Raw genomic sequence first — 22,014 nt, forward strand, 5'->3', positions numbered from 1 at the left:
GCCAGCCCCCCGGCGGCTGCGCCGCCACCCCCCGGGATATTTTTACCAGAATGAAGGAATAACCCCATGAGCCCCAGAGATGACATACCACAGTTGAGAGGGCTGGACGGTGAAGGTTCGGTGCAGGTGCACCAGGACGAGGCGGCCCGCATTGAAGGTGCGATGGTGTTTTCCGTCTATGGCAAGGGCGGGATTGGCAAATCAACCACCAGTTCCAACCTGTCTGCGGCGTTTGCATCCATGGGCAAGCGGGTTTTGCAGATTGGCTGCGACCCCAAGCATGACAGCACTTTCACCCTGACGGGGCGGTTGCAGCCCACGGTCATTGATATTCTGAAAGAGGTGGATTTCCACCCCGAGGAATTGCGCGCCGAGGATTTCGTCACCGAAGGCTGGGGCGGGGTGATGTGTGTGGAAGCGGGCGGGCCACCTGCTGGCACAGGCTGCGGCGGCTATGTTGTGGGCCAAACGGTCAAATTGCTGAAGCAGCATCATTTGCTGGAAGAAACCGATGTGGTGATTTTTGATGTGTTGGGCGATGTTGTCTGTGGCGGGTTTGCAGCCCCCCTGCAACATGCCGACAAGGCCGTGATTGTGACCGCCAATGATTTTGACAGCATCTATGCGATGAACCGCATCATTGCAGCGGTGCAGGCTAAATCAGCCAATTACAAGGTGCGGCTGGCGGGCTGCATTGCCAACCGGTCGCGCGACACCGATGAGGTGGACCGTTTTTGCGACCGCGTGGGGTTCAAGCGCATTGGCCATATGCCTGATATTGATGCCATCCGCAGAAGCCGTCTGAAGAAGAAAACCCTGTTTGAAATGGACCCTGACGAGGATGTTCTGGCCTGTCGCGCTGAATATTTGCGGCTGGCGCATGCGCTGTATACTGGCACTGATGCGCTGAGCCCCGACCCCATGCCCGACCGCGATATATTCGAGTTGCTGGGATTTGACTGATGCGCGATCTGACCCCGCCCCCGTCCAGCTATGAGGTCACGCGCACGCGGGTTGCGCATTATTTTGACGCGACCGCGACCCGCGTTTGGGAGCGGCTGACATCGGATGCGCCGGTGTCGCGCATTCGCCAGACTGTGCGCGAGGGGCGCGATACCATGCGCGCGCTGATGCTGGCGCAGCTGCCCAGCGACCTTCGGGGCGCGCGGGTGCTGGATGCGGGCTGTGGCACAGGGACAGCCAGCGCGGAACTGGCCGCGCGCGGGGCGCAGGTCACGGCGATTGATATTTCGCCAAAGCTGGTCAAGATTGCGCGCGCGCGCCTGCCCGAGGGGATGGCAGGACAAGTGGATTTTCGCGCAGGCGACATGCTGGCGCCTGATCTGGGGCGGTTTGACCATGTTATCGCCATGGACAGCCTGATTTATTACACGCGCCGCGATCTTGAAGCCGCGCTGGACAATTTGTCGGCGCGGGCGGGGTCGGTGGTGTTTACTGTCGCGCCGCGCACGCCGCTTCTGATGGCCATGTGGCATGCCGGCCAGATGATGCCGCGCGCCGACAGGTCCCCCAGCATGATACCGCATGACTGGCGGCGCATGAACGTGGCGGGATTGTCACGGGTCGGGCGGGTATCGCGGGGCTTCTATATCTCGGAATGTTTGAAGGTGGCGGCATGATCATTCCCAAATCCATGTTCCGCACCCTGAACGCCAATTGGCTGCCCTTTGCCGATGCCGCGTCCGAGGGGTTGCCGCTGCGCCAGATCCTGCGGCTAAGCCTGTTTCAGGTGTCGGTCGGTATGGCAACGGTGCTGTTGCTGGGCACGTTAAACCGCGTGATGATCGTGGAAATGTCGCTGGCGGCCAGTATTGTGGCCATCATGATTGCGCTGCCGGTGCTGATTGCGCCGTTCCGGGCGCTGCTGGGGTTCAAGTCCGACACATACCGATCGGCCATAGGGTGGAAGCGCATTCCGTTTCTGTGGTTCGGGACATTGTGGCAATTCGGCGGGCTGGCAGTCATGCCATTTGCGCTGATTGTCCTGTCGGGCGACAATGTGCATGACGTGCCCTTCGCAGGCGAGGTGCTGGCGGCATTGGCGTTCCTGATGACAGGTCTGGGCCTGCATATGACCCAGACAGCGGGCATTGCCCTGGCCGCAGACCGTGCGGATGCGCAAACGCGCCCGCGTGTGGTGGCGCTTTTGTATGTGACATTCCTTGCAGGTATGGCGGTTTCTGCGCTGGTCGTGGGTTGGCTGTTGCGTGATTTCAGCGAATTGCAGTTAATTCAGGTGGTGCAGGGCTGTGCGGTGGCAACGCTGGCGCTGAACATCGTCGCGCTGTGGAAACAGGAAAAAGTCCGCCCCATGACGCGCGAAGAACGCGCCGCCCCCCGCCCCAGTTTCCGCGAGGCATGGGCCGATTACATGGGCGGCGGGCAGGCCGGGCGTTTGCTGGCGGTGGTGTTTGTGGGCGGGCTGGCCTTCAATATGCAAGATGTGCTGCTGGAACCTTATGGTGGCGAAATCATGGGCCTGTCAGTTGCCGCGACCACCACGCTGACCGCTGTGTGGGCCTGTGGCGCGCTGGCGGGGTTCTGGCTGGCGGCGCGCTGGTTGGGACAGGGCACCGACCATTTTCGTATGGCCGCGCGCGGTATTCTGATTGGAATCGTCGCGTTTTCGGCGGTTATTTTTGCAGCCCCGCTTGGGTCTGGCGGGGTATTTTACGTCGGCGCCTTTGGCATTGGTCTGGGCATGGGGCTGTTTGCGGTTGCGACCCTGACCGCCGCGATGGACATGCCCAAACGCGGGGTTGTCGGCGGCGGGCTGGCGCTTGGCGCATGGGGCGCAGCACAGGCCACAGCGGCCGGGCTGGCCGTGGCGCTTGGGGGCGGCATTCGTGACAGTGTTCAGGCGCTGGCCAATGCGGGACATCTGGGCACGGGCCTGATGACGCCCGATATTGGCTATTCAGTCGTCTACCACATCGAAATTGGACTGCTTTTTCTGACGCTTGTCATTCTGGGGCCGTTGGTGCGCACCCGGATTCTTGACACATCCCAAACCCGCAGCTCGCGGATCGGCCTTGCCGATTTCCCGACCTGACATATCGGAGGATAACTTATGGATACCCCTTATGGCTGGATATTCTTCGGCAATTTTGATCTGGCGCTTGTATCACTTTACATGTTCTGGATCTTCTTTGCCGGGCTGATCTACTACATTCAGCGCGAGAATATGCGCGAAGGCTACCCGCTGGAAAATGATGACGGCAGCCATGCCAATTCGTTGCTGTCCGTGCCCGAGCCAAAGACATTTAACTTGCCCCATGGGCGTGGCACCTATGATGCGCCCAATGCCGAACGCGAAACGCGCGAACTGGCGCTGGCGCCCACGGCCATGTCAGGCGGGTTTCCGTTTGCGCCCACCGGCAACGCATTGACCGATGGTGTTGGCCCCGCAGCCTATGCCATGCGCCGCGATGAACCCGAACTGGATGGCCACGGCCACGCCAAGATCCAGCCCATGGTCAAGGTCGGCGATTTTGCAGTTGCCGCAGGGCGCGACCCGCGCGGGCTGAAGGTCATGTGCCATGACATGCAGTCACCGGGCAATGTGAGCGACATGTGGGTAGATGTGCCCGAACAGATGGTGCGCTATCTGGAAGTGACCCTGCATGATGGCGGCAAGCGGCTGGTGCCGATGCCAATGGTGCGCATCAAGCAAAACCGCGTTGTCGTCAATGCGCTGGATTCCGAGAGTTTCAAGGATATTCCCGTCATCGCATCAGACGCGCAGATCACCAAACTGGAAGAAGACAAGATTTCCGGCTTTGTTGCGGGCGGCTATCTTTACACCAATGACAAGCGCGTGTCGCAATGGTCGGCGGTCAAGAAAATTCTGGCGCAGCCCGCATAAGGGCGCGGCACAGACACCCCATAAAAACAAGGAACCGGCCATATGTCACATGATGATTTCGCCTTTGAACCCGTGAAGGGCCTGCCAGAACGGCCCCCGGCACATGAACACATACTGTGGCAGGGCCGGCCCGACACATTCGCGCTGGCGCGCGAAGCCTATAAGCTGAACTGGATCAATGCCTATTTCGCGCTGATTGTGGTGTGGCGCGCAGGTGTCGGCGCAGCCGATGCGGGGGCGGCGGGGGCGTTTGCCTTCGGCCTGCCCTATGCGCTGTTATGGGCGCTCGCGGTTGCTGTGGTGCTGACGCTGGCCGTGGTGCAGGCGCGCAGCACGGTCTACACCATCACCACCGCGCGCGTGGCCATGCGCATTGGCGCGGCGCTGACTGTCACGCTGAACCTGCCGTTTCGTCAGGTGGCACAGGCCAATCTGGATTTGCGCAAATCCGGCACGGGAACTGTCGCGCTGGAAACACTGGGGGACACGAAATTTTCCTATCTGGTGCTGTGGCCCCATTGCCGCCCCGGTCATGTGCGTGTGACCAAGCCCGCCTTGCGCTGCATTCCCGATGCCGCGCGCGTGGCCAAGCTGCTGGCCGACGCCGCAGAAGCGCGCGTGTCCCAACCCGTCGTGGAACGCCGCACCGCCCCTGCCCCCACCGGCAACCTTGTCGCGGCTGAATGAGCGAGGACGCCATGACACATACCCCCGAACCCTTTACCCCCGGTTTCAAGCGCGAAGACAATAACGACATGATCCCTGTAGGGCTGGTGCGCGCCATGTTTGCGCTGGCGTTCCTGACACTCGCGCTGGTGGGCTTTGCCACGCTGACAGGCCGCGCACCCGCTGCCATTCCCGATAACGGCGCGATTGTGCAGGAATGGCACCTGCGTCTGGTCGCAGGCACTGCGCAGGCCGTCACAGTGCAAGCCGCTGATGGCATGCATATTGACCGGCTGGACCATGGCGGTTTTGTCACCGTGGTGCAAAATGGCTTGCAGACAGCCCGCCACCGTTACGGCGTTGATGCAACGCTGCCCTTGCGCATTGTCGCCTATGAAAATGGCCGCCTTAGCGCGATTGATGATCATACAAATTACCGCGTCGAACTGGATGTGTTCGGCCCTGACAACAAGGCCGCGTTCGAACGGCTGCTGACAACACTGAACAACTAAAAAAACGCCAAAAAAGGGAAAATCAAATGTCACTCTTCTCTCGGAAAGTCGAAAAAGTGCCTTGCACTGTCGAGGTCAGCCACCGTTTTGAAGCCCTGCACGCGCATGTGCGGTTCAATGACGGGTCAGTTATCCATCCCGGCGACGAGGTGCTGGTCCAAGGCCCGCCGGTTCTGGCCGCATGGGGCGAATTGATCATTGAGGACCGCATCGCCACCATCACCCGCGCAAATGCGCTGGAACGCGCTTGGACACGCCTGACGGGTGATCTGGAATTCATGGAGCTTTGTGAATTCTCTTTCTCAGAGGAGATGAGCGTATGAACGCCCACGCCACCACACATGACGAACTGCACGCCGAAATCGCGGAAAAGTTCGACACCGACGCCATGGCGCAGGAATCCACCCTGCTGAACCCGCGTTTCTATACCACTGACTTTGACGAGATGGACCGCATCGACGTAAGCCCCGTGCGCGAGGAATGGGACAAACTGATCGGCCAGATGAAGGCCGACCCCAACAAGGGCCATTTCAAGAAAAACGCGGACTGGGACCAGATCGACTGGGACGGAATGGACCCTGCCCTGAAGCGCGAATTCATCGACTTTCTGGTGTCCAGTTGCACGGCGGAATTTTCGGGCTGCGTGCTGTATAAGGAAATGAAGCGCCGCGGCACCAACAAGGACATTTGTGAACTGTTCAACTACATGGCCCGTGATGAAGCGCGCCACGCGGGGTTCATCAATGACGCGCTGCGCGAAGCGGGGGTGGCGGTGAATTTGGGCTTTTTGACCAAGGCCAAGAAATACACCTATTTCCGGCCAAAATTCATCTATTATGCCACTTACCTGTCCGAAAAGATCGGGTATGCGCGCTACATCACCATCTATCGGCACCTTGAAGCGAACCCCGAACAGCGCTTCCACCCGATTTTCAAGTGGTTCCGCGAATGGTGCAACGATGAATTCAGCCATGGCGAGGCATTCGCCCTGTTGATGCGCACAGACCCCAAGCTGACGGAAAGTTTCACCAACAAGCTGTGGATTCGCTTCTTTCTGACCGCCGTGTATTCCACCATGTATGTGCGCGATCATGCCCGCCCGGAATTCCACAAGGCGCTGGGGGTCGACATAGAATGGTATGATCAGGAAGTGTATCGCAAGACATCAGCCATCGCGCGGCAAGTGTTTCCGGTGGAACTGGATATTGATCACCCGCGCTGGCTGCCCAATCTGCGCCGCATGGAAGCGGCATTCCGCAAGATGGATGCGGGCACCAAACAGGGCGGCGTGGCGGGTCGGTTGCGCAAACTGGCGGGCACCGCGCAGGCCGCACGCGCCTTCGCGTCGCTGTATCTGATCCCCGTGAAGAAAACGACCCCCCCCGCATCTGTGCGGATGGAACCTGTCTACTGACCCCTTGGTGCCGGGCCTGCCCCGGCACCCCCACCCCCAACCGGAGGGAGCCGCAGATGTTCGAAACCCCCTGGATTGCAGCACTTGCCGCATTGTTCCTGTGGTGGTCCACCACAGGGCTGCTGCTGTGGCGCGTGCATGCTGCCGACAGGGGCGGACGGGGGCAACATTTATGGTCGGTCATCTTGTCGCTGCCGTTGCTGGTGGGCGGTGTTCTGGGCGTGAATGGCACCCTTGGTGATGGCAGCCCGCAAGGCGTGTGGTTTGCGTTCCTGTCGGCGCTGGCGCTGTGGGGCTGGGTGGAACTGGCCTTCTTGTCGGGCATCATAACTGGCCCCAATACACGCCCCTGCCCGCAGGGGTTGGCCCCGCTGGCGCGCTTTTCCGCCGCGTTTGGCACTGTGGCGTTTCATGAAATCGTGCTGGCGGGTATTTTTGCCGCGCTGGCCGTTGCGGCCTATGACAGTGCCAACCCGTTTGCCTTCTGGACGTTCTTCATCCTGTTTGCGGCGCGCATTTCCGCGAAACTGAACCTGTTTCTGGGTGTGCCGCGCATCAATACGGATTTTCTGCCAAGCCCGCTGGCGCATTTGTCCAGCTATTTCCGCGAAAGTCCGGTCAGCGGGTTTTTCCCGCTGTCCGTCACCCTGCTGACCATTGGCACAGGCTACTTTCTGGCCCGGCTGTGGCACGCGACCACGCTGGAGGATGACGGCCGGATCATCGGCTTCACGCTGCTTTCCATGCTTGCTGCACTTGCCCTTCTGGAACACTGGTTCATGGTCTGGCGGGTGCGCGATGACAAACTTTGGCGCTGGATGATCCCGGCGGCCAACACGCAAAAACCCAAAATATGACCGAGGGGACCCCATGAATTTTGACGCCCATTTCAAAACCGCCCTTGACGCGCTGCGCACCGAAGGAAACTACCGCGTCTTTGCCGAAGTGGAACGTCAATGCGGCGCCTTCCCCAAAGTCCGGCACTTTAACGGCACCAGCGTAGACGAAGTGACCGTCTGGTGTTCAAACGACTACTTGTGCATGGGCCTGCATCCTGATGTCATTCAGACAATGGTGGACGCCGTGTCCAGATGCGGCACTGGCGCGGGCGGCACGCGCAATATTTCGGGCAACAACCATTTGCACCGCATTCTGGAAGAAGAACTTGCGCAGCTTCACAGCAAGGAATCCGCGCTGCTGTTTACGTCTGGCTATGTGTCGAACTGGGCGGCGCTGTCGACATTGGGGGCCAAAATTCCAGGCGCTGTCATCTTGTCAGATGAAAAGAACCACGCCTCCATGATCGAGGGGATCCGGCATTCGCGCGCTGACAAGGTCATCTGGAAACACAATGACTGGCGCGATCTGGACCGCAAGCTGAAGGCCGTGGGCGACAGGCCCAAGATTGTGGCGTTTGAATCGGTCTATTCCATGGATGGCGACATTGCCCCCCTGCGCGAGATTGTGGAAGTCGCTGAAGCGCATGGTGCGCTGACCTACTTGGATGAGGTGCATGCCGTGGGCATGTATGGCGCCCATGGCGGCGGCATTTCCGAGCGCGAAGGGCTGGCGGATCGTATTTCCCTGATTGAGGGGACATTGGGCAAGGCATATGGCGTTGTGGGCGGGTATATCACCGGGTCAACCGCGCTGTGCGACTTCATCCGCTCCTTTGCCAGCGGGTTCATTTTCACCACCGCGCTGCCGCCTGCTGTTGCTGCGGCTGCAACCGCGTCGGTGCGGCACCTGAAACAATCCGGCACCGAACGCGCTGCACAGCGCGACCGGGTTGCGCGGTTGCGCGCCAAGCTGGATGCGCAGGGTATTCCGCATATGCAAAATGACAGTCACATCATCCCGGTCATGATTGGTGATCCCGTCAAATGCCGCATGATTTCGGATATTCTGATGCATGACTGGGGTATTTATGTTCAGCCCATCAACTACCCCACAGTGCCCAAAGGCACCGAAAGGCTGCGCATCACCCCCGGCCCCATGCACACGGATGCGGATATCGACCATCTGGTGATGGCACTTACGGCATTGTGGAAACAATGCGCCATTTCACATGCTGTTGCCTGAGTGATCCGGCAGCGTTGGCCGAACGTATCAGATGGTCAGTATAAATTCAGACAAACCGGGAGGACCCCATTATGACCAAGCTACTTCACGCGACATTCGGCGCCATGACCCTTGCCATGACCGCATTTCCTGCCTTCGCAGGGGACCCCGCCGCGGGCGAGGCTGCGTTTACCAGCCAGTGCCAGAACTGCCACAATGTGACCAACGACGCAGGCGAGGTATTGGCCGGACGTCCCAACATGCGCACAGGCCCGAACCTGTATGGCGTTATCGGGCGTCAGGCGGGCAGCGTTGACGGGTTCCGCTATGGGGCTTCGCTGGTCGATGCAGGCGCAGCCGGGCTTGTCTGGGCCGAAGACGATCTGGTGCCCTATTTGCTGGACCCGACCACGTTCCTGCGCGAAACCCTTGATGAGCGCCGCGCCCGTAGCCAGATGTCCTTCCGCGTTCGGGATGAAGCGACAGCGCGCGATATCATTGCGTTCCTGACCCAGTTTTCCGAAGCACAGGAAGAAGCAGAAGGCGAAAGCTGACGCCGGAACCTGCACCATAGCGCGCAAAACCGGCCCCCGGTTTTGCGCCACAACCCGCCCGGCTATGCGACGCGCAAAGCGCCGTCTGTCCAGACAGTGGCCACATTGGCCTTGGTCGCGCCATAGATGATTTTTTCCAGCATCTGCAGCGGCGGCGTATCGCCAATGCTGACAATCTGGCCCGCAGGGGCCGCTGGATCAATGGCAATCGCGTCAAAGCGCATGCCCGGAACAAACGCCCCGACATGCAGACCCAGCGCCTTTGCCCCGCCGCGCGTGGCAAGGTGAAATGCTGTTTCCATACTGATACGCGCCCCCGCCCGCCCCCGCAATTCTGGCGCGCGGTCGGGGTCAGTGCCGCTGTCCAGCAGGCGCGCGGCGGCCACACTCATGCGCGCCGCTTCCCATATGGTGCCGATTGGCCCGCCCGAAATATCCGTGCCAAGGCCAACGCGCAGCCCCCGCGCCAGCGCTTCGCGCAGCGGAAATACCGCATTTGCAAAATAGATATTGGACCACGGACAATGCGCAATGCCACCGCCCCGCTGCGCAATCAGGTCCATATCGGTGCCTGACAGGAAATTCGCATGGGCAAGCACAGTATATTCACGCAGCAACCCGAAATGGTCCAACGCTTCGGTATCGCTCAGGCCGGTGCGCGTGCGGACATGGGCATGTTCCCAGTCGCTTTCGGAAACATGGGTCTGAACACGGGTGCCGGTTTCGGCAGCAAGCTGGCCCAGACCATGCAGGCAAGCATCTGTGCAGGCAGGGACAAAACGCGGGGTAATGACCGGCAACACCCGCCCTGCCCCATTGTGTGGATGGGCGTTGATATACTCAATCAAGGCGCGGGTTTGGGCAATTGCCGTGTCGGCATCAGGGTCGCGGTAATATTGCGGGCAGGTTTCAGGGTGGTCCATCGCAACCTTGCCGATCAGCGCGCGCTGGCCCTTGTTGATGCACAGATCGGCCAGAATCTTGGTGGCGGGCAAGTGAACCGTGGCGAAATGCAGCGCCGTTGTGGTGCCACAGCGCAGCATGTGGTCAATCAGCGCGTCATAGGTTTCGCGGGCGAAGCCCGTGTCACTGTATTTCGCTTCCAGCGGGAATGTATAAGTTTGCAGCCAATCTTCCAGCGGTGCATCAAGCGCTGACCCCAATTGCGGGAACTGGGGCGCATGGACATGCAAATCAACAAGGCCGGGCAACAGATACTGCCCCTGCGGCAGGTAAACTGCATCATCCGGGATGTCGCGGGATACATGTTCGATCACGCCATCAGCGTCAACTGTGATCGCAATATCGGGCAGGTAATCCACGCTGCCACATTCAGGCGCATGAAACGCATTGGCGACAAGGGTTCTGCCAGTCAGGGAACAGGCGCGCGCCGACACGCGTTTCAGGCCCGCTTCGGTTCGAACGTGATCCGCGATGCAAGGTCATCGGAACTAACGCCCAACATTTCGGCGGCTTTTGACAGGTCATAATCGCATTGTTCACAAGCCTGCCGGATACACATATCTTCAAGAACGCGCGCGGTCTGGGCAAGGATTTCGGACAAAGGCAGGTGCCCTATCTCGGTCATCGCTTTTTCCAGTGTCGCGCCTGCCTGCTGTCCGCGCACTGTCGCGGGTGCCTTTGGCCGTTGCAAACCCGATGATCCCAGTTGTTGCTTCCAGCGCAGATCCTCGAAGGATTGTTCCATTTCCAGCATGGCGCGATTGAACTTCTGCTGCATGCGCACCACTGGCCGCAAGTCACGACATACCAGAATCGACCGCCCGTCCCCGGCATCCACCCGACACACCAGCAAGGGCACGCCCGCAGGTTCGGTCGCGTCAATAAAGTTCAGATGACGCCAGACGGGCGCATCTGCATCTGGCGCATCCCAAAGCAGGTCCAGCTTATGCCAGACTTCCGACCCGACGATTGCGCGAAGATGCTTGCCCACCCAATCGTCGCCGCGCAATTCTTCCAGCGCGCCACCGCGAAAAACATCCTCGACCACGCGCCCGGACGACACAATCAGGCACAAGTCACTTGCCGCCAGCACCACCTGACCCATTACAGACGGCGCGAATTCTGAAAAGTTCTTTTCAAAAGCTAGAATTTCACGCGTGGGGGTCGTCATGACAAACTCCATCTGCCGTATCGGCCATGCATCATTTGGCTTAGCAAATGCTCCGACATTTCATTTATGCGCAAACCAACCTGATCTGCTTGCAAGAAACTGTAATGTCCGAAGGGTGGCACAATCGCCGCCCCGCCAACAATCACTTCCGTGTGTTGTGACGCCTGGGCGTAACGCCATTCGCTTATCATATCTGCCAAACCTATGAAAGCGCTATCGGTGCCCACAGAAATGGCCAGCGCGTCAACCGGGCCCGCTTGCAGCAGCGGCATAATTTCCCTTGTGCTGGCCCCGTCAACAAACTGGGCATCCCAGCCCTGAAGCTGCAGGTGCTTGACCAGAACGCGCGCGCCGAAATCATGTGCATCCCCCGGCGCAACCGCCACGATGACCCGCCCCAAATGCAAGCCCCCCTGCCCCCGCCGGTTGGGCGTGTCGCTTTCGCCAAGGGTTTCGATGATCCGGTGCATCAGGCTGTAGGCGAAGGCCACATCCTCGAAACTGGCGCGGTCCTCACTCCAGTCACGGCCAAGCTGCGCAATAACGGGCAACAACAAACGCGCATAAACGCTTGCCCTGTCATGACGTTGCGCTGCCCTGAAGGCGCGGCAAATTTCAAGCGCGCGCGCCAATTCCCCCTGCAACAAGGCCAGATGCAAGTCCTCCACCGGAACGGCAGCGCTCTTTCCTGCAAGCTTGTGCAGGGCCGCTGGCTGCGCAGATGCGGCAATGTTCATGCTGGTCGCGCGCTGGCCAATGTCATGGCCAAGCGCCTGCAGGCCATGCTGCAGCCAGGACGCGCACCCCTGATACAAACTTTTATCCAACTGCCGCATCACCCTGTCTGGCAATAAAACAAACTGCCGGTTCAGCGCGCGCACGCGCCCCCCGCCTGCCTTGGCGCAGTGTAGCCCTGACTGGACGGGTTACGCAATAGCGCGCGGTGCCCGCCCCATGGGCAAGCGACCATCTGCACAGCAAAGACTGGACGCCGCGCAATGTCGCCCCATCTTGCAGAACGGACAAATTGGGCAGGGCTGACGTGACACAAAAACCTGTGACACCGCAGGGGGCTTCGGTTCCCACATCGCGCACATCCAGATTGCTGCATCTGGGGGGCATTACCGCTGGCATTGCCGGGGGTGTGGTCGCAAGTGGCGTCAGCCAATTGGCGCGCGGCAAGCGCCCTGCCCTGCCCGACCTTGTGCTGAGCCCCGCAAATATGGGGCGTCTGACCAGCGGTTTGTCACATATGCGCGGGGCCGCGCTGAAACTGGGACAGATGCTGTCCATGGATGCGGGCGCGGTTCTGTCGCCGCAACTGAGCGACATTCTTGCCACCTTGCGCGATGATGCGCGCCACATGCCCCCAAAGCAACTGCAAACTGTTCTGAATGCGGAATGGGGCGCAGGCTGGCGCGGGCGGTTCCGGCATTTCGACGTGCGCCCCTTTGCGGCGGCGTCCATAGGGCAAGTTCACCGCGCCCGCACACTGGACGGGCGCGATATTGCCATCAAGGTGCAATATCCCGGCATTCAGGCCAGTATAGACAGCGATGTGAACAATATTGCCGCGCTGCTGCGCATGACAGGGCTGGTGCCCAAGGGGATGGACATTGCCCCCCTGCTGGACAGCGCCAAACGCCAGTTGCATGCAGAAGCGGATTATACCGCCGAAGCCGCCAATCTGCGCCGGTTTGGGGATTTGCTGGCGCAATCGGACGGTTTTGTTCTGCCGCAGGTCCAGCCCGAGTTAAGCACCGCGCGCGTTCTGGCCATGAGCTATATCGAAAGCGACCCTGTCGAGGCCCTGGCACACGCCCCGCAACATATCCGCGACCGGGCAGCCATGCATCTGGTGGATCTGGTGGCGCGCGAATTGTTTGTGTTCGGGGCCATGCAGACGGACCCCAATTTCGCCAATTTTCGCGTTCAGGCCGCCACAGGCCGCATTGTGTTGCTGGATTTTGGCGCGGTTCAGGACATTCCCCCGCAGCTTGCTTCGGGGTTTCGCGTGCTGCTGAATGCCGCGCTTGATGGCGGGCAGGACCGCATCAGGCGCGCGATGCTGGATATCGGGTATTTTGGCGCCGCCACATCGCCCCATCATCAAGACCTGATCCAGCGCATGTTTGAAACAGCCGTCGCGCCGCTGCGGCAGGACACACCATATGACTTTGGCACATCCGACCTGCTGGAGCGGCTGCGTGATATGGGGCTGGCCATCGGCACAGACCGCGACCTGATGCATGTGCCCCCGGCCAGCACGCTGTTTTTACATCGCAAGATTGGCGGGATATATCTGCTTGCGGCCAGATTGCGCGCGCGCGTCAACCTGCGCCATCTGGTCGAACGCTACAGGTAACCCGACATGCGGCAGCGGGTGTCACTGCGTCAGCGGTGCGCCCGTGGCCTGTGCTGAGTCCCTGATATAGGCCAGCAAAAGGCCCTGGGCCGCAGTCGGAACCCAATCCGCGCGATAGGTCAGCCCGATGGCACGGCCGGGAAATTCTATTTGCGTGTGCAATCTGGCCAGCAGGCCACGGGACAGTTCGGCTTCTGCCTGTTGTGCGGAAATGCAGCCCAGAAGCGGGCTGCGGCTCAACAGTTCACGCATCAGCAAGATGGACCCGCATTCCACAAGGCTGTCAGGCACCGGCAGGCCGTTTTCTGTAAACAGCGCATCAAACTGCGCCCGCGCCGGAACGCCTGCGCGGGGCACCACCCAGCCAAAACGCGCCAGCACGTCCAGCGGGGGCGCGGCGGCATTTGCCAACGGGTGGGACGGGCCGCATAAAAACGCCAGCCGGTCCAGAAACAACGGTTCCTGCACCACGTCATCAATTGGCAGCGGGTCGCGCAGCGCGCCGATGATGATGTCAATATCCCCACGGCGCAGACCTGCCAGCATTTCCCCATAGGGCCCGTCATAAATCTTGATCCGATACCCCGGACGTTGCGCCCGAAACCGTGCCACCGCTTCGGGCAGAACAACTGTGCGCGACAACGGCAAGGCCCCCACCACGATATGGCCAATATCGCGGCCGTCAAATTCGGCAATATCCGCCTGGGCCTGATCAAATTCCGCAAAAGCCAGCCGCGCGGCCTGCGCAAGTTTGCGGCACGGGCGCGTCGGGACCACCCCGAAGGACGTGCGTTCAAACAGGGGCCGGCCAGCGGCGTGTTCAATCTGCGTGACAGCGCGGTGCACAGTTGGCTGTGCAAGGCCCAGATTATGGGCCGCAAGGGTGAAGTTCTGCGCCTCGCTCATGGTGATCAGGGCCTGCAGCTGCGAGAATGTGGCCGTAACCGTCAGTCTTGGGGCCACATCATGCAGCGCCGCATCCAGCCTGTCCATGGCGCGACGAATGCGCGTTTCGAATATCTGGCCGCGATCGGTCAGGAAAAACCCCTGACGGCTGCGCAGGAACAACCCGCCGCCCATATCCTGTTCCAGCTTGTTCAGCGACTGGGTTACAGCGGGTTGCGACACACGACAGCGCTGCGCCGCCGCCGTGGGGGACCGCAATTCGGCAACGGCCAGAAAAACCCGCAAATGCCGCAGGTTTGGCGCAGTCATAGCGCTGCCAGAATCCGGTCCATGCGCGCGATCAATTCGTCACTGCCGGGATCAATTGCGGGCGCTGCAAGATATGCCTGCCACTGCGCTGATGCGGCACTCATGGCGCAGGGCAGCCCAAGTGCCGCGACCGTGGCCGCCACCTCCTGCATTTCGGAAGCGCGCCTTGCGCCATGCACCACCATCCGTTCAAGGTTATAGCTGGCCCGCGCGCGCCAGTTGATGTCGGGGTCAGACCCTTCCAGCGACGCCAGAACCTGCTGTTCAACCCCTGCGCGCCGCGCCGCAAGGAAGCATTCCGCACTCAGCGCTTCCAACCCCTTGATCATGACGGACCGCAACATCTTGATCGAGGACGCTTGCCCCACCTGTTCCCCCGCCACTTGTGGACACATCGACAGCGCGTGCAGTGCCTGCAGCGCGGGCGTGGCGTGCGGGCCGGACACCAGCAGGGGCACCAGATGGCGCTTGGGGTGGACGGGTGCCATGACAGCCACATCCACATAGCGCGCGCCTGCGGATTCAATGATTTTCGCGGCCTTGACCTTGGTTTCAGGGGCGCAGGAATTGCAGTCGAACCACAACGCCCCCCCGGCCAGATGGGGGGCCGCGGAGTGCGCTGCCGCCAAGGCCTGATCGGCGGTGACCAGACTGAACACCACCCCTGCCCCGCGCAGCGCGCCAGCCACATCTTCCGCACCTGTCACGCCATGCGCGCCATACTGCGCCAACATATCCGCGCGCGATGCATCCGCCTGTGTCTTGATATCAAAAGCGGCAATACCCGCCGCGTGCGCGCCGCCCCACCCCGACACAAAGGCCCGCGCGGCTTCGCCAAAGCCAATAAAGGCAACATGATCCATCTTTGCCATCCTGTCCCCCGGTTGCTGACACCCAGATGGTATGATACTGTCACATTGCGCCAGATAGCGCCACGCCCTATAGCCAATTCTTATGCCCCCCGCGCAGCTTGCAAACACGGGATTGGCCGAATGGACAAGACTGCGGGAACCGACAGCGCCTGTCCGGCGTTACCCAGCACCACTTCCAGAAAACAGAGTGCCATGCCCCGCCTGCCGCATCGAGTCCGCCGAAAGATACGCGCAGCCGTTGCCGCTGTGCTGGCAATGCTGCTGTTTTGGTTTTTCGTCATCGCCCTTATGCCCTATCGGCGCGAATTGCGCAGGGCCGTTCCTGCGGCCACCCCGGCCTGTGACCCGCAATTCGGGCGCGATATGGCGGGGCTGTATGGCAGCCCCATTCTGGGCGGCAACACACTTGAAACGCTGCTGAACGGCGATGCCATTTTTGACGCGATGCTGGCCGAGATTGGCCGCGCGCAAGCTTCAATCACGTTTGAAACCTATATCTACTGGTCCGGAGATATTGCCACCCGTTTTTGTGACGCGCTGATTGCGCGCGCGCAAGCCGGTGTTGTCGTCAACGTGCTGATTGACTGGGCCGGTGGCCTGCCGATGGATGACGACCTGATTGACCGCATGCACGACGGCGGGATAACCCTGCGCATGTTCCGGCCCATGCGCCCCCGCACCCTGACACGGCTGAACAACCGCACCCACCGCAAAGTTCTGGTCATTGACGGCAAGACCGGCTTTATCGGTGGGGTGGGCATTGCCGATATGTGGCTGGGCAACGCGCGCAGCCCCGCCGAATGGCGCGACACCCATTACCGCGTGACAGGGCCAGTGGTGGCGCTGATGCAAAACGCCTTCGCGCATAACTGGGTCGAAGCCAGCGGCGAAGTGCTGCGCGGGCCAAAATTCTACCCACCGCTGCACCCCACCGGCGACACCAACATTCAAATGGTCAAAAGCAATACCGGCAGCCGCAATGAAATTCACCTGATGTTGATGACCGCGCTTGCCGCCGCGCAGCGCCATATTCGCATATCAACCCCCTATTTTGTGCCTGACAAAATAGCCATATCCCAGTTGCTGGAAGCGCGCGCGCGCGGCGTCACGGTTGATTTGCTGATCGCGGGCAAGCACACTGATTCCTGTCTGGTGCGGCGCGTGTCGCGGTTGTCATGGCGCGCGCTGATTGAAGCCGGGATAAGAATTCATGAATACGCCCCGACATTTCTGCACGCGAAACTTGTTATCATTGACGAATGCTGGGTTTCAGTCGGTTCGGCCAATTTTGACGAACGGTCATTCCGGCTGAATGACGAAGCCAATCTTAATGTCTATGACGCGGGTTTTGTTGCACAACAGACGCGAATTTTCGAGGCAGATTGTGCTGATGCCCGTCAGGTGACCTTGGCCGACCTTGACCGTCTGGGTTGGCTGCATCGTGCGCAGACGGCTGTTCTTGGTGTGTTAAGGCCACATCTGTAAGGCCCCCTTCCCGCGCGATGAACCGCGCCACCAACTGCATAATGTGATCAGGCAGCGGTCTGGAATTTTCTGGCGGGAACCAATCGCGCAGGCGCATGTTATAAAAACGTCCCTGTCTGAAACCTGCCTGATGTGACGCCGGGTTGTCCCGCCCGATAGGCTCAGACTGTCCGGCATATTCAGACCGACCGGCCCGCCTTGCGCTTTTCCTCCCTGCAAGGCGGGCCAACCTGCCTGATGTGAAACGCCTAGGCCCCAGCGCGTGCCGCATTCACGCGACCCGCGCTAACCTTATGGTGTCGCATGTCTTTTTGCGCAAAACCGGGTCCCAGTTTTGTGCAACATGCTTTAGGCTTCGCCCCACAGATCATGCGCAACCTTCACCACCAGTTCAAGCTTGCGCTTCTGGTCATCCTCGGTGATCTTGTTGCCATGCTCGGTTGACGCAAAGCCGCATTGTGGCGCGATCCCCAATTGGTCCATGTCCACGAATTTTGATGCGGCGTCGAACTGGCGGCGCAGGGAGTCCATGCTTTCCAGTTCAGCGGTTTTGGTGGTGATGAAACCGGGCAGAACACGCTTCTTGCCTTTGGGAAGCAATGCCAGCGGTTCCAGCCCGCCTGCGCGGTCGGTGTCATATTCCATGAAATACACATCAACACTGGTGCGGTTGAAAATGGCATCCGCAGCCGCGTCATAGCCGCCCGTCGCCACAAAAGTGGACTGGAAATTGCCGCGGCACATATGCATGCCGATGATCATGTCGGCAGGGCGGTCCTTGATGGCGTCTTCCAGCATACCGGCATAGCGTTCAATCAGCCAATCGGGGTCCTGGCCCATGGCGGCACGGATGGCGCGCTGCTTGTCGTCGCCCAGATAGGCGAAGAAAATGTCATCAAGTTGCAGATACCGGCACCCTGCCGCATAAAACGCATGCACGGCCTTGTTATAGGTTGCCGCGATGTCGGACATGAACAGGTCCTGATCGGCATAGGGGGCGTGCTTGTTGTTTTCCGGGGTCACGCGAAAATGCACCGCCGACGGGCCGGGAATGGAAATTTTCGGGCAAACCTTGGTCATCTGTGCCAGTTTGCTGAGATGTTCCAACATGGGGTGGTCGGACGGGAAATCCAACGGGGCGGTAATTTGCGGCACCTGACTGACAGTCGCGCCCTTGAACCCCAGCGCGTCGCTGCCGGTTTCAATAATGTCCAACCCGTCCAGCATGCCCATGAAGTCATAATGCCAGAAGGCGCGGCGCGCCTCGCCATCAGTGACAACTTTCAGGCCGACATCTTCTTGCATCTGGACCAATGCGGGAATTTCACGATCTTCAATCGCGGTCAGTTCCGGCCCCGTCACGCCCGCCTTGCGGGCATCAGCTATGGCGGCGGGGCGTAGCAGACTGCCGACATGATCGGCGCGGAATGGCGGGGTGGGTAATGTTGTCAAGGTTTCGTCCTTCTTTTGGTTGTAGCGGGTCATGGGCTGCAATGCAGGGCGTCTGTGACGCGCCGGCCTTGAATATGCGTATCCCCAAACCAGTGCCTGCAGTCAGGGTTATTTGCCTTGCGGCGCGCGACATGCGAACCGGCACCAACCCTTGCAGACCCTAACAGGCATAGATTGCACGGCCATGTCAATATGCTGCCCCATACCGGCAACAGGCGCGCAATGGCCCTGTGTGCAGTCCGCTTTCAAGCCTGAATCACGCGGATATTCTGAACCACCGGCGTGGCATTCCATGTGGTTTCCATGAACGCCACGTCGGCGGCATCGCGCCCGCAGGCAATGACCACCAACGCCCCGGCCCGCCCCATGCCGGTTGCATCAACGATATGCCAATCGCCATCCAGCCAGACCTGCGCGACGGCGTGAAAATCCGGTGGCTGGACATCCGCCCCATAGACAGATGTATAGCGCGCCGGAATGCCCGCTGCGCGCGCGAAACTGCACAACAGATGTGTGAAGTCCCGGCAAACCCCTTCGCGCGCCACAAAGGTGTCAATGGCCGTGGTTGCCGCGTTTGAACTGCCTATAACATAGGCCAGCCCGGATGCGACCCAATCGCGCATTGCCGCAATTTTTGCGCCCCCGTCCAGATGGCCAAACTGGCGTTGCACGAAGGGGGTGAACAGGTCGGACTGGCAAAAGCGCGACGGGCGCAGATAGGTCAGAACCTGTGGTGGTAGGGATTCCAGCGGCATTTGCGCAAGTTGTTCCAGCACGGTGTCATCGCGCGACACCTGCACACTGGCGTGATAGCGCAAGTTCAGCTTCCCGCCCGTGACCACTGCGCACACACGCCCGCCCACACCGCTTTCGCCAGTTATGCGGTGCTGGTCGACCGCGTTTACCTCAAGCCCAGCTTCCAGAACTGTTTGCCCGTCTGTCTGGGCGGCCTCCAGTGTCAGAAGGACCGTTTCCTCTTCGGACAGGGTGTAATCAAGCTTGACGTCAATAGTGATGCGCATGATCGATTGGTCCGTTTCAGGGGGGGGGTCATATTTGGTGTTTGCAGCGCCGTATCTGACATTGCGTTCCACTGAAAGCCCTTTTCTGCGCTGCCCCGTGGCGCGTGTTCCGCCATTCATCCGGCTGCGCCCCCGTCCGTGGCGTTCATGAGTGCCGCCTTCATCCGCATTCACGCGACACACACTAACTTATTGATTTCGCAGGTTAGAGAAGCTCAAAACCGGTTCCCACTTTTGAGCAACCTGGCCTAATACTGCCAGTCATAACATATTATGTCACAAAATCGCATTATTCATATGAATATTGTTATATATGATGTGAAATAGCCATCAGACAGGTGGAAAAGTGGCATGAAGCGCGACGAACGCAGGCAAGCAATCATGGATCTTTTGTTGCGCAATGGCGTGGGTATTTGCGTAAGGGTGGCCCCCTGCCCTGCCCCGCCCGACAAGACGTGACCAAATGCGCACGCACCTACGGCAAATTACATTTTCCCGCGATGCCAACCCAGAACTGTTATCATGGCGCGGGCATGGGCTATTTGTTTGTCTGTTCGCGCGCGGCGCGGTGCAGCGTTTTATCAAGTGCATCCAGAAAACGTGACCTGTCAGCTTTGGTAAAGCCACGCCCCCTGCCCGGCAGGAATGGATCAGCGGCGCGCAGGTCTGACATAAGGTCGCGCGTGGCAAGGATATTTCCAATATTCGCTGTGCTTATAATGTCGCCATTATGTTTAACGACCAGTGCCCCCGCCGCAATGCATTTTGCCGCCAAGGGAATATCGACAGTCACAACAACATCCCCAGTTTTGGCATGTTCCGCGATCCATTTATCAGCTTCGTCCGGGCCATGATCCACAATGATTGTGTCAATGAACGGATTGTCTGACGGGCGAATGCCCCCGTTCGAGACGATCTTTATGTGCACTTTGTGGCGCGTTCCCACGCGCGCAACCTCGTCCTTGACCGGGCATGCATCGGCATCAACATAGATCGTCATCAAATCAGCCTTTTGATGGTGGTGCGACTGGTTGTTTGCAGCATTTCAACATGCATTGGCAACCTTGTCCTTCCGTTTTGTCCGCGGACAAAATGTGCCAGCGCTATAATTCAGCCAAATTTTGCTGGCGCAATCGATATATCAGGCGCATTGGATCAAAATCCCCGCTTTTGTTGCCATGCGTAATTGCCCTGAAATAGGCCCCAACCTTGCCAATTCTGGTTTGCATTTGCATAAGTGCCATAACTGTGATTGCCGTTGGAACAGCGCCAAGGTGCCTTTCTGCTTGCGCATAATTTCCGGAATCTATGCCCAGCATTGGCGCCATGGTTCTAGAATGGGCAATCAGGTCGTGGAATGTGCGTATCTTATTCAATGCAAACTGCGCGGCTTCGGTGCAGGTAGCCATTACTTCGGTTACAGAAAGGGTGCGCGCACTTTCTGTGGTGCTGATAGGGGCAGGTAGTGCATTTGGTATTTTATCAATATGTTCTTTAATTGCTTTATGATGGTGTCGGACATTTTGGCCGTCATTGCCGGACGTTTTTGGTGTATCGGCCAGGACTTGGTCCTGTGGCAAAATGTCTGAACGTGTTGACTCCGTAAGTGAGTGTAGCAGGCTTTCGACCTGTGCAAGTGTCAGGTTGCGCCGCAGGTTGCGCAAAATGTCCTGCGCATGCGTGTTGTCCGGTGATGTGCGCAGGGCTTCATTTGCAGCTGCGCGCAGCTTCATGCGCAGGTAATCCAGCTGTTCGCGCTGCTGCATCGCTTTCGCGGCAATTGCGGCGATTTCCTGAAATCTGTCAAACAGCAATGACAGGTCAAAGCCGAACATCAGGGCCTTTCCTTCATGCGTGTCACGTTTCGTAAAGCGCTTCTTGTTTGGACTGTCGCAGCGCGCAAGAAGTCCTGCCTCTTGCAATATGGCGACATGCCGGCGGATTGTCCGGTCCGATATACCGTTGCGCCGGAAGGCAAGCGTCGCATTCGAGGCAAAGACTGTGTTGTGCGACCGTTTCGGCGGCAAGCATGACAGCATCGCGTCCAATGTGGCGATAACGGGCGCTTTCAACCCCAACAAGGGCGCTGCGGTGCGAAGTGTGTTCATGATGATATGCCGTTCTGGAACAATATTGTCCGCGGACAATACTTCTTGTTCCCGCGTCCCAAAGGGGGCGGATGCGTGTTTGAATGCCATGTTTTTTCACGACAACCGGATGGGAAAACGCCTGTTCCCAGAAAATATCATGGAAAAGGCCACAAATCATCGTTCAACCAAACGGGTTGTTGTTGACTAGCGCGAAGAAGCTGTTAAATCTGAAGGTGCAAAGAACAGATTGGGCTCTCCGGGGGTGACCTTGGGGGGCTCTTTCCTT

22 protein-coding genes are annotated in these 22,014 nt (G+C 59.4%); 13 read left to right on the forward strand and 9 right to left on the reverse strand.

What is annotated here, in order from left to right; translation table 11 throughout:
• Positions 1–66 precede the first annotated feature (66 nt).
• The 11 genes from bchL to ACTZWY_RS06085 all read left to right on the forward strand — a co-directional run bounded on the left by bchL (position 67) and on the right by ACTZWY_RS06085 (position 9,093).
• Complete coding sequence (bchL, locus tag ACTZWY_RS06035) at positions 67–963, forward strand: ferredoxin:protochlorophyllide reductase (ATP-dependent) iron-sulfur ATP-binding protein (protein ID WP_444789793.1); 897 nt, start codon at positions 67–69, stop codon at positions 961–963.
• Positions 963–1,640 (forward strand): magnesium protoporphyrin IX methyltransferase, encoded by a 678-nt coding sequence (bchM, locus tag ACTZWY_RS06040; RefSeq protein ID WP_444789794.1) that lies wholly within the window; start codon positions 963–965, stop codon positions 1,638–1,640. Before bchL ends, bchM begins: the two co-directional genes overlap by 1 nt.
• A complete protein-coding gene (locus tag ACTZWY_RS06045) occupies positions 1,637–3,073 on the forward strand; it encodes a PucC family protein (RefSeq protein ID WP_444789795.1) in 1,437 nt (478 codons plus the stop codon). Before bchM ends, ACTZWY_RS06045 begins: the two co-directional genes overlap by 4 nt.
• 18 nt (positions 3,074–3,091) lie before the next feature.
• On the forward strand, positions 3,092–3,886 hold the full coding sequence (gene puhA, locus ACTZWY_RS06050; protein ID WP_444789796.1) for a photosynthetic reaction center subunit H: 795 nt from the start codon (positions 3,092–3,094) through the stop codon (positions 3,884–3,886).
• 42 nt (positions 3,887–3,928) lie between these two features.
• The gene (gene puhB / locus ACTZWY_RS06055; protein ID WP_444789797.1) at positions 3,929–4,573 is read left to right on the forward strand and encodes a photosynthetic complex putative assembly protein PuhB; all 645 of its coding nucleotides are present in this window, start codon (positions 3,929–3,931) and stop codon (positions 4,571–4,573) included.
• A gap of 11 nt (positions 4,574–4,584) precedes the next feature.
• Positions 4,585–5,064, forward strand: a complete 480-nt coding sequence (puhC, locus tag ACTZWY_RS06060; protein ID WP_444789798.1) for a photosynthetic complex assembly protein PuhC — start codon at positions 4,585–4,587, stop codon at positions 5,062–5,064.
• 26 nt (positions 5,065–5,090) lie between these two features.
• Positions 5,091–5,387 carry a hypothetical protein gene (locus ACTZWY_RS06065; RefSeq protein ID WP_444789799.1) on the forward strand — a complete coding sequence of 99 codons (297 nt, stop codon included), beginning with the start codon at positions 5,091–5,093 and terminating at the stop codon, positions 5,385–5,387.
• On the forward strand, positions 5,384–6,478 hold the full coding sequence (gene acsF, locus ACTZWY_RS06070; protein WP_444789800.1) for a magnesium-protoporphyrin IX monomethyl ester (oxidative) cyclase: 1,095 nt from the start codon (positions 5,384–5,386) through the stop codon (positions 6,476–6,478). Before ACTZWY_RS06065 ends, acsF begins: the two co-directional genes overlap by 4 nt.
• Positions 6,479–6,534: 56 nt before the next feature.
• A complete protein-coding gene (gene puhE, locus ACTZWY_RS06075) occupies positions 6,535–7,335 on the forward strand; it encodes a putative photosynthetic complex assembly protein PuhE (RefSeq protein ID WP_444789801.1) in 801 nt (266 codons plus the stop codon).
• A 13-nt stretch (positions 7,336–7,348) separates the two neighbouring features.
• Positions 7,349–8,560 (forward strand): 5-aminolevulinate synthase, encoded by a 1,212-nt coding sequence (gene hemA, locus ACTZWY_RS06080; protein WP_444789802.1) that lies wholly within the window; start codon positions 7,349–7,351, stop codon positions 8,558–8,560.
• Positions 8,561–8,631: 71 nt separating this feature from the next.
• A complete protein-coding gene (locus ACTZWY_RS06085; protein ID WP_444789803.1) occupies positions 8,632–9,093 on the forward strand; it encodes a cytochrome C in 462 nt (153 codons plus the stop codon).
• A gap of 62 nt (positions 9,094–9,155) precedes the next feature.
• On the opposite strand, the gene ACTZWY_RS06090 is transcribed toward ACTZWY_RS06085, so the two are convergent.
• From ACTZWY_RS06090 to ACTZWY_RS06100, 3 genes are read right to left on the reverse strand one after another with little or no spacing between them, the layout of a single operon-like run.
• Entirely contained in the window at positions 9,156–10,490 is a 1,335-nt protein-coding gene (locus ACTZWY_RS06090; RefSeq protein ID WP_444789804.1) for an amidohydrolase family protein, read from the reverse strand.
• A 5-nt stretch (positions 10,491–10,495) separates the two neighbouring features.
• Positions 10,496–11,227, reverse strand: coding sequence for a hypothetical protein (locus tag ACTZWY_RS06095; protein ID WP_444789805.1), 732 nt, complete (start codon positions 11,225–11,227; stop codon positions 10,496–10,498).
• Positions 11,224–12,054: a cobalamin B12-binding domain-containing protein gene (locus ACTZWY_RS06100; protein ID WP_444789806.1), complete on the reverse strand. Its 831-nt coding sequence runs from the start codon at positions 12,052–12,054 to the stop codon at positions 11,224–11,226. The genes ACTZWY_RS06095 and ACTZWY_RS06100 overlap by 4 nt, the downstream gene beginning before the upstream one ends.
• 215 nt (positions 12,055–12,269) lie before the next feature.
• On the opposite strand from ACTZWY_RS06100, the gene ACTZWY_RS06105 reads away from it, so the two are divergent.
• A complete protein-coding gene (locus ACTZWY_RS06105) occupies positions 12,270–13,592 on the forward strand; it encodes an ABC1 kinase family protein (RefSeq protein ID WP_444789807.1) in 1,323 nt (440 codons plus the stop codon).
• A 21-nt stretch (positions 13,593–13,613) separates the two neighbouring features.
• Here the strand turns inward: ACTZWY_RS06105 and ACTZWY_RS06110 are convergent, their stop codons facing one another.
• Positions 13,614–14,807 carry a LysR family transcriptional regulator gene (locus ACTZWY_RS06110; RefSeq protein WP_444789808.1) on the reverse strand — a complete coding sequence of 398 codons (1,194 nt, stop codon included), beginning with the start codon at positions 14,805–14,807 and terminating at the stop codon, positions 13,614–13,616.
• Positions 14,804–15,670, reverse strand: a complete 867-nt coding sequence (locus tag ACTZWY_RS06115) for a DUF1932 domain-containing protein (protein ID WP_444789809.1) — start codon at positions 15,668–15,670, stop codon at positions 14,804–14,806. Before ACTZWY_RS06115 ends, ACTZWY_RS06110 begins: the two co-directional genes overlap by 4 nt.
• 201 nt (positions 15,671–15,871) lie before the next feature.
• On the opposite strand from ACTZWY_RS06115, the gene ACTZWY_RS06120 reads away from it, so the two are divergent.
• Positions 15,872–17,164 (forward strand): phospholipase D-like domain-containing protein, encoded by a 1,293-nt coding sequence (locus ACTZWY_RS06120; protein ID WP_444789810.1) that lies wholly within the window; start codon positions 15,872–15,874, stop codon positions 17,162–17,164.
• 348 nt (positions 17,165–17,512) lie between these two features.
• On the opposite strand, the gene ACTZWY_RS06125 is transcribed toward ACTZWY_RS06120, so the two are convergent.
• The 4 genes from ACTZWY_RS06125 to repC form a co-directional block, all read right to left on the reverse strand.
• Entirely contained in the window at positions 17,513–18,616 is a 1,104-nt protein-coding gene (locus ACTZWY_RS06125; RefSeq protein ID WP_444789811.1) for a 5-methyltetrahydropteroyltriglutamate--homocysteine S-methyltransferase, read from the reverse strand.
• Between the two features lie 245 nt (positions 18,617–18,861).
• A complete protein-coding gene (locus ACTZWY_RS06130; protein ID WP_444789812.1) occupies positions 18,862–19,710 on the reverse strand; it encodes a transglutaminase-like domain-containing protein in 849 nt (282 codons plus the stop codon).
• Positions 19,711–20,176: 466 nt separating this feature from the next.
• A complete protein-coding gene (locus ACTZWY_RS06135; protein WP_444789813.1) occupies positions 20,177–20,638 on the reverse strand; it encodes a YaiI/YqxD family protein in 462 nt (153 codons plus the stop codon).
• Positions 20,639–20,741: 103 nt separating this feature from the next.
• Positions 20,742–21,836 carry a plasmid replication protein RepC gene (repC, locus tag ACTZWY_RS06140; protein ID WP_444789814.1) on the reverse strand — a complete coding sequence of 365 codons (1,095 nt, stop codon included), beginning with the start codon at positions 21,834–21,836 and terminating at the stop codon, positions 20,742–20,744.
• Positions 21,837–22,014: the final 178 nt, after the last annotated feature.

This window comes from Roseinatronobacter sp. NSM (assembly GCF_052379845.1).
Taxonomy (GTDB): domain Bacteria; phylum Pseudomonadota; class Alphaproteobacteria; order Rhodobacterales; family Rhodobacteraceae; genus Roseinatronobacter.

Bases quoted from the DNA above. Each gene is read 5' to 3' on its own strand.
- acsF (WP_444789800.1), top strand. From the start codon at position 5,384: ATGAACGCCCACGCCACCACACATGACGAACTGCACGCCGAAATCGCG.
- ACTZWY_RS06135 (WP_444789813.1), bottom strand. From the start codon at position 20,638: ATGACGATCTATGTTGATGCCGATGCATGCCCGGTCAAGGACGAGGTT.
- ACTZWY_RS06065 (WP_444789799.1), top strand. From the start codon at position 5,091: ATGTCACTCTTCTCTCGGAAAGTCGAAAAAGTGCCTTGCACTGTCGAG.
- ACTZWY_RS06085 (WP_444789803.1), top strand. From the start codon at position 8,632: ATGACCAAGCTACTTCACGCGACATTCGGCGCCATGACCCTTGCCATG.
- ACTZWY_RS06120 (WP_444789810.1), top strand. From the start codon at position 15,872: ATGCCCCGCCTGCCGCATCGAGTCCGCCGAAAGATACGCGCAGCCGTT.
- ACTZWY_RS06110 (WP_444789808.1), bottom strand. From the start codon at position 14,807: ATGACTGCGCCAAACCTGCGGCATTTGCGGGTTTTTCTGGCCGTTGCC.
- bchL (WP_444789793.1), top strand. From the start codon at position 67: ATGAGCCCCAGAGATGACATACCACAGTTGAGAGGGCTGGACGGTGAA.
- puhE (WP_444789801.1), top strand. From the start codon at position 6,535: ATGTTCGAAACCCCCTGGATTGCAGCACTTGCCGCATTGTTCCTGTGG.
- puhA (WP_444789796.1), top strand. From the start codon at position 3,092: ATGGATACCCCTTATGGCTGGATATTCTTCGGCAATTTTGATCTGGCG.
- ACTZWY_RS06045 (WP_444789795.1), top strand. From the start codon at position 1,637: ATGATCATTCCCAAATCCATGTTCCGCACCCTGAACGCCAATTGGCTG.
- bchM (WP_444789794.1), top strand. From the start codon at position 963: ATGCGCGATCTGACCCCGCCCCCGTCCAGCTATGAGGTCACGCGCACG.
- hemA (WP_444789802.1), top strand. From the start codon at position 7,349: ATGAATTTTGACGCCCATTTCAAAACCGCCCTTGACGCGCTGCGCACC.
- ACTZWY_RS06115 (WP_444789809.1), bottom strand. From the start codon at position 15,670: ATGGATCATGTTGCCTTTATTGGCTTTGGCGAAGCCGCGCGGGCCTTT.
- puhB (WP_444789797.1), top strand. From the start codon at position 3,929: ATGTCACATGATGATTTCGCCTTTGAACCCGTGAAGGGCCTGCCAGAA.
- ACTZWY_RS06095 (WP_444789805.1), bottom strand. From the start codon at position 11,227: ATGACGACCCCCACGCGTGAAATTCTAGCTTTTGAAAAGAACTTTTCA.
- repC (WP_444789814.1), bottom strand. From the start codon at position 21,836: ATGGCATTCAAACACGCATCCGCCCCCTTTGGGACGCGGGAACAAGAA.
- puhC (WP_444789798.1), top strand. From the start codon at position 4,585: ATGACACATACCCCCGAACCCTTTACCCCCGGTTTCAAGCGCGAAGAC.